Source organism: Microbacterium sp. KNMS (assembly GCF_053851835.1).
The window spans coordinates 92,142-104,948 of sequence record NZ_JBSQBP010000011.1; the positions used below are offsets into that span (position 1 = coordinate 92,142).

Below are 12,807 nucleotides of genomic sequence, written 5' to 3' on the forward strand. Positions count from 1 at the left end.
CTCTCGATCATGCTGTCCTCCGCCCTGACGAGCGTCGTCGCGAGCATCCCCAGCCCCCCGGAGTCGTTCTTCGAGATCGGCCCGCTGCGAATCCACTACTACGCCCTGTGCATCATCACGGGCATCGTCGTGGCGACGCTCATCACGAACCGCCGTCTCACGCGGCGCGGGGCGGAGCCGTGGGTCGTCATCGACATCGCGCTCCTCGCGGTGCCGCTCGCGATCGTGGGCGCGCGCGCCTACCACGTGCTCACGCACTGGGGCTTCTACTTCGGCGAGGGCGCCAACCCGTGGAACCCGCTCGAGCCCGGCTCGGTGTGGGCGATCTGGGAGGGCGGCATCGCCATCTTCGGCGCGCTGCTGGGCGGCGCGCTCGGCGCGTGGCTCGGCTGCCGGTGGACCGGCATCCGGTTCTGGACGTTCGCCGACGCGCTCGCGCCCGGCCTCCTGCTCGCGCAGGCGCTCGGCCGCTTCGGCAACTGGTTCAACCACGAGCTGTTCGGCTGGCCGACCGACCTCCCCTGGGGCCTCGAGATCGAGCCCGACAACACCGCCTTCCCGCCGGGGCTCCCCGACGACACGCTGTTCCACCCGACCTTCCTCTACGAGATCGTCTGGAACGTCATCGGCGTCGTCCTGCTCTTCTGGCTCGGCCGGAGCCTCGCGTTCCAGTGGGGACGGCTGTTCGCGGTCTACCTCATCTGGTACGGCGCGGGCCGCGTCGTCTGGGAGACCATCCGCATCGACCCGAGCGAGATCATCCTCGGCCTGCGCACGAACGTGTGGGGCGCGATCGCCGCGATCGTCGTGGGCGCCGTCGTCCTCGTCGTGCAGGCGCGGCACACGGGCCTCGAGCCCAGCCCCTACCGACCGGGCCGCGAGCGGACCGACGCGGACGCGCTACAATCGCAGGGCGACTTCGTCGATGTCAGCGAACCCCCCGCGTCGGAAGCCGCTCTGAAGCCGTCGCCACAAGCACCGTAGCGATGATCCCGCCCCTCTGCTGTCCTTTCGGAAAGGGCACGAGGATGATCGAGCGCGCGAGACGGCGTCCACTGGGCCAACGTCGTCCCGCGCTACGCAACCGACCCCGAGGACGGTAGACACATGTACTTCCAGCCCCCTTACGGAGCCTCCGGCGCGTACCCCCCGAAGCAGGGGATGTACAACCCGGCGTTCGAGAAGGACGCCTGCGGCCTGGCCATGGTCGCGACCCTGCGCGGCGAGGCGGGGCACGACATCGTCGACCTCGCTCTCGAGGCGCTGCGCAACCTCGAGCACCGCGGCGCCATCGGCTCCGATGCGGGCACGGGCGACGGCGCGGGCATCCTCACGCAGATGCCCGACGGCTTCCTGCGCTCGGTCGTCGACTTCGACCTCCCGGTCGTCGGCGAGTACGCGGCCGGCCTCTCGTTCCTCCCGACGGACGACGCGGCGCGCGCCGCGCAGAAGGACGGCATCGCCGCCATCGCGGCGGAGGAGGGGCTCTCGATCCTCGGCTGGCGCGAGGTGCCGGTGGACCCCGAGCACCTCGGACGCCTGGCCGGCGAGGCCCGCCCCGCGATCGAGCAGATCTTCCTCACGAGCGCGCCCGTCGACGGGCGCCCCGGTCTCTCCGGGATCGACCTCGACCGCCGCGCCTACCGTCTCCGCAAGCGCGCCCAGCACGAGCTCGACGCCTACTTCGTGTCGCTCTCGAGCCGCACCCTCGGCTACAAGGGCATGGTCACGACGCTCCAGCTCGAGCCGTTCTACCTCGACCTGCAGGACGAGCGCTTCACGACCGAGCTCGCCGTCGTGCACTCGCGCTACTCGACGAACACGTTCCCGTCGTGGCCGCTCGCCCAGCCGCTGCGCATGACGGCGCACAACGGCGAGATCAACACCGTCGGCGGCAACCGCAACTGGATGCGCGCGCGCCAGTCGCAGCTCGAGAGCGAGCTGCTCGGCGACATCCGCCCGCTCCTGCCGATCTGCAGCGACACCGAGAGCGACTCGGCGTCGTTCGACGAGGTGCTCGAGCTGCTCACGCTCACGGGCCGCTCGCTTCCGCACGCGATGCTCATGATGGTGCCGGAGGCCTACGAGAAGAAGGCGTACGTCGACCCCGACCTCCGCGCGTTCTACGAGTACCACGCGGGCCAGATGGAGCCGTGGGACGGCCCCGCCGCCCTCATCGCGACCGACGGCACGCTCGTGTGCGCGACGCTCGACCGCAACGGCCTGCGGCCCGGCCGTTGGACCGTGACGAAGGACGGCCTCGTCGTGATCGGCTCGGAGACGGGCGTCCTCGACTTCGCCCCCGAGCGCATCGAGCGCCGCGGCCGCCTGCGCCCCGGCACGATGTTCGTCGTCGACACCGCCGAGCGCCGCATCATCGCGGACGACGAGGTCAAGGCCCAGCTCGCGAAGCTCGAGCCCTGGCAGGAGTGGCTCGACAAGGGCACCGTCCGCCTCGCCGACCTCCCCGAGCGCGAGCACCTCGTGCACCCGATCGCGTCGATCACGCGCCGTCAGCGGACCTTCGGCTACACCGAGGAGGAGGTCCGGATCCTCCTGCGCCCCATGGGCCAGACGGGCGTCGAGCCCCTCGGCGCCATGGGGTCGGACACGCCGATCGCCGTGCTCAGCAAGCGCCCGCGCCTGCTGTTCGACTACTTCACGCAGCAGTTCGCGCAGGTCACGAACCCGCCGCTCGACTCCATCCGCGAAGAGGTCGTGACGAGCCTCAAGCTCGGCCTCGGCCCCGAGCCGAACCTGCTCTCGTGGGGGCCGGAGCACGCGCGCAGCGTCATCCTCGACTTCCCGGTCATCGACAACGACGAGCTCGCGAAGATCCAGCACATCGACAGCGCCCTGCCCGGGCGAACGTCGGTCACGCTGCGCTCGCTCTACCGCGTGTCGGCGGGCGAGAAGGGCCTGCAGAAGCGCCTCGAGCAGATGTGCGCCGAGGCCGACCGCGCGATCGAGGACGGCGCGGAGTTCATCGTCATCAGCGACCGCGACTCGAACCAGGACCTCGCGCCCATCCCGTCGCTGCTCGCGGTCTCGGCCGTGCACCACCACCTCATCCGCCGCGAGACCCGGATGAAGGTCGGGCTCGTGGTCGAGGCGGGCGACGTGCGCGAGGTGCACCACGTCGCGACGCTGCTCGGCTACGGCGCGACCGCCGTGAACCCGTACCTCGCGATGGAGACGGTCGAGTACCTCGTCCGCTCCGGCGCGATCGCGGGCGTCACGCCGCAGAAGGCCGTCAAGAACCTCATCTACGCGCTCGGCAAGGGCGTGCTGAAGATCATGTCCAAGATGGGCATCTCGACCGTGTCGTCGTACTCGGGCGCGCAGGTGTTCGAGGCCGTGGGCCTCGCGCAGCCGTTCGTCGACCAGTACTTCACCGGGACCGAGTCGAAGATCGGCGGCATCGGGCTCTCGCACATCGCGCGCGAGAACGCCGAGCGCCACGCGTTCGCGTACCCCGAGGACCCGGCCGTGCGCACGCACGAGCGCCTGTGGACCGGCGGCGAGTACCAGTGGCGCCGCGACGGGTCGCCCCACCTCTTCACGCCCGAGACGATCTTCCGCCTGCAGCACTCCACGCGCACGGGCAGCTACGAGATCTTCCGCGAGTACACCCGTCTCGTCGACGAGCAGGCGGAGGAGCTCAAGACGCTCCGCGGCCTCTTCGCCTTCAAGAAGGGGGTGCGCCCGCCGGTGCCGATCGACGAGGTCGAGCCGGTCTCCGAGATCGTGAAGCGGTTCTCGACGGGCGCCATGAGCTACGGCTCCATCTCGCGCGAGGCGCACGAGACCCTCGCGATCGCGATGAACCGCCTCGGCGCGAAGTCGAACACGGGCGAGGGCGGCGAGGACGTCGACCGCCTCCTCGATCCCGAGCGCCGCAGCGCCATCAAGCAGGTCGCCTCGGGCCGCTTCGGCGTCACGAGCATGTACCTCACGCACGCGGACGACATCCAGATCAAGCTCGCGCAGGGCGCCAAGCCCGGCGAGGGCGGTCAGCTGCCGCCCGGCAAGGTGTACCCGTGGGTCGCGCGCACGCGGCACGCGACCGCGGGGGTGGGCCTCATCTCGCCGCCCCCGCACCACGACATCTACTCGATCGAGGACCTGAAGCAGCTCATCTTCGACCTCAAGCGGTCGAACCCCGAGGCGCGCATCCACACGAAGCTCGTGAGCCAGTCGGGCATCGGCGCGGTCGCCGCGGGCGTCGCGAAGGCGCTCAGCGACGTCATCCTCGTGTCGGGCCACGACGGCGGGACGGGCGCGAGCCCGCTCAACTCGCTCAAGCACGCCGGCACGCCGTGGGAGCTGGGGCTCGCCGAGACGCAGCAGACGCTCATGCTCAACGGCATGCGCGACCGCGTCGTCGTGCAGGTCGACGGCCAGATGAAGACCGGCCGCGACGTCGTCATCGGCGCCCTGCTGGGTGCCGAGGAGTTCGGCTTCGCGACGGCGCCGCTCGTCGTGAGCGGCTGCATCATGATGCGCGTCTGCCACCTGGACACGTGTCCCGTGGGCGTCGCGACCCAGAACCCGCTGCTGCGCAGCCGCTTCACGGGCAAGGCCGAGCACGTCGTGAACTTCATGCAGTTCATCGCGCAGGAGGTGCGCGAGTACCTCGCCGAGCTCGGCTTCCGCTCGATCGACGAGGCGGTCGGCCACGTCGAGGTGCTCGACGTGGATCGCGCGATCGACCACTGGAAGGCCGACGGACTCGACCTGTCGCCGGTCCTCGAGGGGCCCGCGTTCGCGGACGAGGAGCCGCGCCGCCACGCGCGCGCGCAGGACCACGAGCTGGACGAGCACTTCGACGTGCAGCTCATCGAGCGCGCGCGCGACGTCATCGAGAACGGGGGAGAGATCACGATCGACCTCCCGGTGCGGAACACCGCGCGCGCGGTCGGCACGCTGCTCGGCCACCACGTCACGAAGGCGCAGGGCGAGCACGGTCTCAAGGCCGGCTCGATCACCGTCAACCTGACCGGCTCGGCCGGGCAGTCCTTCGGGGCGTTCCTGCCGAACGGCATCACGCTGCGCCTCGAGGGCGACTCGAACGACTACGTCGGCAAGGGCCTCTCGGGCGGCCAGATCGTCGTGCGCCCCGCGCGCGGCGCGACATTCGACGCCTCCGAGAACGTCATCGCCGGCAACGTCATCGGCTACGGCGCCACGCAGGGGACCCTCTTCCTGCGCGGCATGGTCGGCGAGCGCTTCTTCGTGCGCAACTCCGGCGCGACCGCGGTCGTCGAGGGCGTGGGCGACCACGCGCTCGAGTACATGACCGGCGGCCTCGCGGTCATCCTGGGCCGCACGGGGCGCAACCTCGGCGCCGGCATGTCGGGCGGGACGGCCTACGTCCACCGCCTCGACGAGAAGCTCGTGAACCGCGAGGCTCTCGCATCGGGCGAGCTCACGCTCGGCCCCCTCGGATCCGGCGACGCCGAGATCCTGCGCGATCTGCTCCAGCAGCACGTCGCGGAGACCGAGTCCGAGCTGGCCCAGCGCATGCTCGACGACTTCGAGAACGCCGTCGAGGAGTTCGTGCGGGTCCTCCCGCGCGACTACGCCGCCGTGCTCGAGACGCGTCAGGCGGCCGAGGCCGAGGGACTCGACCCCGACGGCGACGTCGTCTGGAACCGCATCATGGAGGTGACGGGTGGCTGACCCGAAGGGCTTTCTGAAGATCACCGAGCGCGAGCTGCCCGCTCGCCGGCCGGTGCCCGTGCGCATCCTCGACTGGAAGGAGGTGTACGAGCCGGGCGACTCGGCCGTGCTCCGCCGCCAGGCCGGGCGCTGCATGGACTGCGGCGTGCCGTTCTGCCACCAGGGATGCCCGCTGGGCAACCTCATCCCGGAGTGGAACGACCTCATGTGGCGCGGCGAGGGCCGCACCGCGATCGAGCGCCTGCACGCGACGAACAACTTCCCGGAGTTCACCGGGCGTCTGTGCCCTGCGCCCTGCGAGAGCGCGTGCGTGCTCGGCATCAACCAGCCGGCCGTCACGATCAAGCAGATCGAGGTCTCGACGATCGACGAGGCGTTCGCCAACGGCTGGGTCGAGCCCAAGCCCCCGGCGCGCCTCACCGGCAAGACCGTCGCGGTGGTCGGCTCGGGCCCCGCGGGGCTCGCGGCCGCACAGCAGCTGACGCGCGCGGGCCACACGGTCGCCGTGTACGAGCGCGACGATCGCATCGGCGGCCTCCTGCGCTACGGCATCCCCGACTTCAAGATGGAGAAGCGGCACCTCGAGGCGCGCCTGCGCCAGATGCAGGACGAGGGCACGCGCTTCCGGGCGGGCGTCGAGATCGGCGTGGACATCACGTGGGACGACCTCCGCGCGCGCTACGACGCCGTCGTGGTCGCGACGGGTGCCACGGTGCCGCGCGACCTGCCGATCCCGGGCCGCGAGCTCGACGGCGTGCACTTCGCGATGGAGTACCTCGTCGAGTCGAACAAGGTCGTCGCGGGCGACCAGGTCGCGAACCAGATCTCGGCCGAGGGCAAGCACGTCGTCGTCATCGGCGGCGGCGACACCGGCGCGGACTGCATCGGCACGGCGCACCGCCAGGGCGCGCTGAGCGTGACGAACCTCGCGATCGGCAAGCGGCCGTCCGACGACCGCCCCGAGCACCAGCCGTGGCCGATGATGCCGCAGGTGTTCGAGGTCTCGTCGGCGCACGAGGAGGGCGGCGAGCGCCACTACCTGGCCTCGACGGTCGAGTTCGTGGCCAACGACGCGGGCGAGGTCCGCGGTCTCGTCGTCGCGGAGACGGAGTTCGTCGACGGCCGCCGCGTGCCGAAGCCCGGCACCGAGCGCGAGATCCCCGCCGACCTCGTCCTCATCGCGATGGGCTTCACGGGCCCCGAGCGCGAGCACCTCGAGGCGCAGCTGCAGGCGCAGTTCACCTCGCGCGGGAACGTCGATCGCGACGCGTCGTTCCAGGCGACCGCGCCCGGCGTGTTCGTCGCGGGCGACGCCGGCCGCGGCCAGTCGCTCATCGTGTGGGCGATCGCCGAGGGCCGCTCGGTGGCCGCCGAGGTCGACGCCTTCCTCATGGGCGAGACGCAGCTGCCGGCGCCGGTCCGCCCGACCGACGTCGCCATCGGCGTCTGACTCCGACACGCGTGGACGGCGGCCGGGAGCACACGATGCTCCCGGCCGCCGTCGTGTGCGCGTGAATCGGATGGCCGGGTGCGCGTAGTGTGGGGTGTGCATCCGGTGGAACCGCGATGGGCCTCGTGCGGAGCGCCCATCGACCCGACGGACGCGGATGCGTCCACAACAGAAGAAGCAAGCAGTGCGGAAGGCAAGCTTTTGAGACGTGCCAAGATCGTCGCCACGCTGGGACCCGCCACCTCGACCAAGGAGACCGTGAAGTCTCTCATCGAGGCCGGACTCGACGTGGCGCGCTTCAACCTCAGCCACGGTGACTACACCGTCCACGACAACAACTTCGCGAACGTGCGCGCGGCCGCCGAGGAGCTCGGCAAGCCGGTCGCCATCCTCGTCGACCTGCAGGGACCCAAGATCCGGCTCGGCAAGTTCGAGAACGGCCCGCACGAGCTGGCCGAGGGCGACATCTTCAAGATCACGACCGAGGACATCCTCGGCACCAAGGAGATCGTCGGGACGACGTTCAAGGGCCTCCCGAACGACGTGAAGCCCGGCGACTTCCTCCTCATCGACGACGGCAAGGTCCGCGTCAAGGTCCTCGAGACCGACGGCACGGTCGTGACGACCGAGGTCGTCGTCGCCGGCGCGGTCTCGAACAACAAGGGCATCAACCTGCCCGGCGTCGCGGTGAACGTGCCCGCGCTCAGCGAGAAGGACGAGGCGGACCTCCGCTACGGCCTCCGCAACGGCGCCGACATCATCGCCCTCTCGTTCGTGCGCAACGCGAAGGACGTGCAGCGCGCGCACGTGATCATGGCGGAGGAGGGGCGCCGCGTCCCGATCATCGCCAAGATCGAGAAGCCGCAGGCGGTCGACCACCTCGAGGAGATCATCGACGCGTTCGACGGCATCATGGTCGCGCGCGGCGACCTCGGCGTCGAGCTGCCGCTCGAGGCCGTGCCGATCGTGCAGAAGCACGCGGTCGAGCTCGCGCGCCGGATGGCCAAGCCGGTCATCGTCGCGACGCAGATGCTCGAGTCCATGATCTCGAGCCCGGTGCCGACCCGCGCCGAGACGAGCGACGTCGCGAACGCGGTCCTCGACGGCGCCGACGCGGTCATGCTCTCGGGCGAGACGAGCGTGGGCGAGTACCCCGCGATCACCGTCCAGACCATGGCGCGCATCATCGAGTCGACCGAGGACCACGGTCTCGAGCGCATCGCGCCGCTCACGGCCAAGCCCCGCACGCAGGGCGGCGCCATCACGCTGGCCGCGATCGAGGTCGCCGACTTCGTCGACGCGAAGTTCCTGTGCGTGTTCACGCAGTCGGGCGACTCGGCGCGCCGCATGTCGCGCCTGCGCTCCCCGCGGCCGATGATCGCCTTCACGCAGGACGAGGCCATCCGCCGCCGGATGGCGCTCACGTGGGGCATCCGCTCGGCTCTCGTCGAGCAGGTCGAGCACACCGACCGGATGTTCCTCCAGGTCGACGACTACCTGCTCGCGAACGACCTCGCGAAGGTCGGCGACAAGGTCATCGTCATCTCGGGATCCCCTCCCGGGATCTCGGGCTCGACCAACGACCTGCGCGTGCACCGCGTGGGCGACGCGGTGCACGGCGCCGCGCCCGTCTACAAGAACGCCTAGCGCGACGCGCCAGCGACGGGGTCCGGTTCAGCACCGGACCCCGTTTGCCGTATCGTCGGGGATGCATGCCGGTGTGGCGGAATGGCAGACGCGGAGCACTCAAAATGCTCTGTCCGAAAGGGCGTGTGGGTTCGACCCCCACCACCGGCACGAACTCCCAGCCACGAGACCTCTAGGATGGAACGGTGACCGAAGAGCAGACCGAGAAGAGCACCGCGACGGCGCCCCGTCGTGTGGTGGTCGCCGAAGACGAGTCCCTCATCCGCCTCGACATCGTGGAGATCCTCCGCGACAACGGGTACGACGTCGTGGGCGAGGCCGGCGACGGCGAGACCGCGGTGCAGCTGGCGACCGAGCTGCGGCCCGACCTCGTCATCATGGACGTCAAGATGCCCCAGCTCGACGGCATCAGCGCCGCGGAGAAGCTCAGCAAGAATCACATCGCGCCCGTCGTCCTGCTCACGGCCTTCAGCCAGAAGGAGCTCGTCGAGCGCGCGAGCGAGGCCGGTGCCCTCGCATACGTCGTGAAGCCGTTCACGCCCAACGACCTGCTCCCCGCGATCGAGATCGCGCTGGCCCGTCACGACCAGATCATCACGCTCGAGGCCGAGGTGAGCGATATGGTCGAGCGCTTCGAGACCCGCAAGCTCGTCGACCGCGCCAAGGGCCTCCTCAACGAGAAGATGGGGCTGTCCGAGCCTGAGGCGTTCCGCTGGATCCAGAAGGCCTCCATGGACCGCCGCCTCACGATGCAGGACGTCGCGAAGGCCATCATCGAGCAGCTCGCTCCGAAGAAGAGCTGAGCAGCAGCACACGCACGACGGGCCGGACCTCCTCGGAGGTCCGGCCCTTCGACGTATCGCGGGCGGTTCACGACGTCGTCTCGCGACGTTTCGACTCGCTCCGCTCGCTCAACGACCGGGGCTGTTCGCTTCGCTCACCGATCCTTCAGGATGTTCGTGATGCGGACGGTCGAGCAGCGCCGGCCCTCCTCGTTCGTGACGACGATCTCGTGCACGGTGAGCGTGCGCCCGAGGTGGATCGGCGTGCACACGCCCGTCACACGTCCGCTCGTCGCCGAGGCGGTGTGGGTCGCGTTGATGTCGACGCCCACGGCGAGCTTGTCGGGGCCCGCGAAGAGGTTGGCGGCCATCGATCCGAGCGACTCGCCGAGCACGACGTAGGCGCCGCCGTGCAGGAGGCCGACCGGCTGGGTGTTGCCCTCGACGGGCATCGTCGCGACCGCGCGCTCCACGGTGAACTCCGTGAACTCGATCCCCATCCGCTCGGCGAGCGCGCCCATCCCGCGCGCCTTCGCCCACGCCATCCCGTCGATCAGCTCCGTCATCCTGCTCCTGTCGTTCGGATGTCGCCACCCCTCGTTACGCTGGACGGGTGACGGACTCCACGAAGCCTACTCTGCTCGTCGTCGACGGCCATTCGCTCGCCTTCCGGGCGTTCTTCGCCCTCCCGGTCGAGAACTTCTCCACATCCGACGGTCAGCACACGAACGCCATCCACGGCTTCCTGTCGATGTTCATCAACCTCCTGCGCGACGAGGACCCGACCCACGTCGCGGTCGCCTTCGACGTGTCCCGCGAGTCGTTCCGCACGCGGGAGTACGCGGAGTACAAGGGCACGCGCGCCGAGACGCCCGCCGAGTTCAAGGGCCAGATCCCGCTCCTGCAGGAGTGCCTGCGAGCCATGAACGTGACCGTCCTCGAGAAGCCCGACTACGAGGCCGACGACATCCTCGCGACGCTCGCGACGCGCGGCGCCGAGGCGGGCTGGAACGTGCTCGTCTGCTCGGGCGATCGCGACACCATCCAGCTCGTGAACGACGACATCACCCTGCTGTACCCCTCGGTGCAGGGCGTGTCGAAGCTCAAGCGGTACGACCCCGCGGCGGTCGTCGAGAAGTACGGCCTGCCGCCCGAGATGTACCCCGACATCGCGGCGCTCGTCGGCGAGACGAGCGACAACCTGCCCGGCGTGCCCAAGGTGGGCGAGAAGACGGCGGTCAAGTGGCTCACGCAGTTCGGCTCGCTCGACGCGCTGCTCGAGGGAGCCGACTCGATCAAGGGCGTCGTCGGCGGCAATCTGCGCGAGCACATCGAGGACGTGCGCCGCAACCGGCGCCTCAACCGCCTGCTGCGCGACGTCGAGCTGCCCGTCGAGCTCGACGACCTGAAGCGCGACGGCATCGACGCGCAGGCCCTGCGCGACGTGTTCGCGCGGCTCGAGTTCCGCGCGCTCATGAGCCGCGTGCTGCAGGTCGCGGGCGCCCCGGCCGACGGCGTCGAGGCGGAGCCCGCTGTCGAGGTGCCCGCGCCGACCGAGATCCCCGCGGCTGAGCTCGCCGCGTGGGTCGACGCGGCGGCCGACGGCGAGGTCGGCGTCACGCTCTTGATCGCGGGCGGCCTTCCCGTGCGCGTGGGCCTCGCGACCGAGGCCTCGATCGTCGAGGCCGAGTGGAGCGACGAGGTGCGCGACGCGCTCGCGCCCTGGCTCGCATCCGACGCCCCGAAGGTGCTCGCCGATGCGAAGCCGCAGGTCAAGGCGCTGCGGCGCGCGGGGCTCGACGTGGCGGGGCTGGCCTTCGACGTGCTGCTGGGCGGATGGCTCCTGAGGCCGAGCTTCCCCGACAAGACGCTCGCGAACCTCGTCGACACGTATCTGCAGGAGAAGCTGCCGGAAGCCGACCCCTCGCAGCTCGTGCCCGAGAGCGAGGGGGCGACGCCCGGCCAGCGCTCGTGGTTCACCGTGCGCGTGGCGCAGGCCCTGCGGGCGGCGCTGCCCGAGTCGGTCGTCCCCGTCCTCACCGACATCGAGCTGCCGACCCTCCTCGCCCTCGCCGACATGGAGCTCGCGGGGGTGGCCGTCTCGCACGAGAAGCTGTCGGCGTTCTCGAGCGAGCTGGGCGCCCGCGCGCAGCAGCTCGCGCAGGACGCCTACGCCACGATCGGGCACGAGGTGAATCTCGGGTCGCCCAAGCAGCTGCAGGAGGTGCTGTTCGTCGAGCTCGACCTGCCGAAGACCCGCAAGACGAAGACGGGGTACACGACCGACGCCGGCGCGCTCGCGGAGCTGCAGGAGAAGGCCGACCACCCGTTCCTCGGCCTCCTGCTCGCGCACCGCGAGGCGACGAAGCTCAAGCAGATCATCGACGGACTCGACCTCGCGATCGGCGACGACCACCGCGTCCACACGACCTACGTGCAGACCGGGTCGCAGACCGGCCGCCTGTCGAGCACCGACCCGAACCTGCAGAACATCCCGGTGCGCACCGAGGAGTCGCGTCGCATCCGCTCGGCCTTCGAGGTCGGCGAGGGCTTCGACACGCTGCTGACGGCCGACTACTCGCAGATCGAGATGCGCATCATGGCGCACCTCTCGGGCGACCCCGGGCTCATCGAGGCGTTCAACGCGGGGGAGGACCTGCACCGGTTCGTCGGCGCGCGCGTCTTCGGGGTCGCCCCCGAGGAGGTCACGAGCGAGATGCGCACGAAGGTCAAGGCGATGTCGTACGGCCTCGTGTACGGCCTCTCGGCATTCGGCCTGTCCAAGCAGCTGCGCATCGAGCAGTCCGAGGCGAAGACCCTCATGCTCGAGTACTTCGCCCGGTTCGGCGCGGTGCGCGACTACCTCCGCTCGTCGGTCGAGAAGGCCCGGGTCGACGGCTACACCGAGACGATCTTCGGCCGTCGTCGCCCGTTCCCCGACCTGACGAGCCCGAACCGCGTGCTGCGGGAGAACGCCGAGCGCGCCGCGCTCAACGCCCCCATCCAGGGCTCCGCTGCCGACATCATGAAGATCGCGCTCTTCCGCGTGCACCAGGACCTCCTCGGTCTCCGCTCGCGGCTGCTCCTGCAGATCCACGATGAGATCGTCGTCGAGGTCGCGCCGGGCGAGCGCGACGAGGTCGAGCGCATCGTGCGCGAGCGGATGGCGGGAGCCGCCGAGCTCACCGTCCCGCTCGACGTGCAGATCGGCCTCGGCGCCGACTGGAACCAGGCAGCCCACTGACA

Annotated in this window: 7 protein-coding genes and 1 tRNA gene; 7 read left to right on the forward strand and 1 reads right to left on the reverse strand. The window is 70.3% G+C overall.

Translation table 11 applies throughout. The features are described from left to right. The first annotated feature begins 9 nt into the window (after positions 1 to 9). From lgt to ACWXWW_RS08815, 6 genes are all read left to right on the forward strand, one after another. Positions 10 to 984: a prolipoprotein diacylglyceryl transferase gene (lgt, locus tag ACWXWW_RS08790; RefSeq protein WP_455969638.1), complete on the forward strand. Its 975-nt coding sequence runs from the start codon at positions 10 to 12 to the stop codon at positions 982 to 984. Between the two features lie 123 nt (positions 985 to 1,107). Then, on the forward strand, positions 1,108 to 5,682 hold the full coding sequence (gene gltB / locus ACWXWW_RS08795) for a glutamate synthase large subunit (RefSeq protein WP_455969639.1): 4,575 nt from the start codon (positions 1,108 to 1,110) through the stop codon (positions 5,680 to 5,682). Next, positions 5,675 to 7,132, forward strand: a complete 1,458-nt coding sequence (locus tag ACWXWW_RS08800; protein ID WP_455969641.1) for a glutamate synthase subunit beta — start codon at positions 5,675 to 5,677, stop codon at positions 7,130 to 7,132. The genes gltB and ACWXWW_RS08800 overlap by 8 nt, the downstream gene beginning before the upstream one ends. A 201-nt stretch (positions 7,133 to 7,333) precedes the next feature. Further along, complete coding sequence (pyk, locus tag ACWXWW_RS08805; RefSeq protein WP_271171814.1) at positions 7,334 to 8,779, forward strand: pyruvate kinase; 1,446 nt, start codon at positions 7,334 to 7,336, stop codon at positions 8,777 to 8,779. Between the two features lie 67 nt (positions 8,780 to 8,846). Beyond that, positions 8,847 to 8,929 (forward strand) — tRNA-Leu (locus ACWXWW_RS08810). Positions 8,930 to 8,964: 35 nt separating this feature from the next. Next, positions 8,965 to 9,582, forward strand: a complete 618-nt coding sequence (locus ACWXWW_RS08815; RefSeq protein ID WP_271171815.1) for an ANTAR domain-containing response regulator — start codon at positions 8,965 to 8,967, stop codon at positions 9,580 to 9,582. Positions 9,583 to 9,716: 134 nt separating this feature from the next. On the opposite strand, the gene ACWXWW_RS08820 is transcribed toward ACWXWW_RS08815, so the two are convergent. Next, positions 9,717 to 10,127: a hotdog fold thioesterase gene (locus ACWXWW_RS08820; protein ID WP_282977697.1), complete on the reverse strand. Its 411-nt coding sequence runs from the start codon at positions 10,125 to 10,127 to the stop codon at positions 9,717 to 9,719. A gap of 47 nt (positions 10,128 to 10,174) precedes the next feature. On the opposite strand from ACWXWW_RS08820, the gene polA reads away from it, so the two are divergent. Then, the gene (gene polA / locus ACWXWW_RS08825; RefSeq protein ID WP_455969642.1) at positions 10,175 to 12,805 is read left to right on the forward strand and encodes a DNA polymerase I; all 2,631 of its coding nucleotides are present in this window, start codon (positions 10,175 to 10,177) and stop codon (positions 12,803 to 12,805) included. Positions 12,806 to 12,807 lie beyond the last annotated feature (2 nt).

Excerpts from the sequence above, each read along its gene's own strand:
- lgt (WP_455969638.1), top strand. The coding sequence starts at position 10 with ATGCTGTCCTCCGCCCTGACGAGCGTCGTCGCGAGCATCCCCAGCCCC.
- gltB (WP_455969639.1), top strand. The coding sequence starts at position 1,108 with ATGTACTTCCAGCCCCCTTACGGAGCCTCCGGCGCGTACCCCCCGAAG.
- ACWXWW_RS08820 (WP_282977697.1), bottom strand. The coding sequence starts at position 10,127 with ATGACGGAGCTGATCGACGGGATGGCGTGGGCGAAGGCGCGCGGGATG.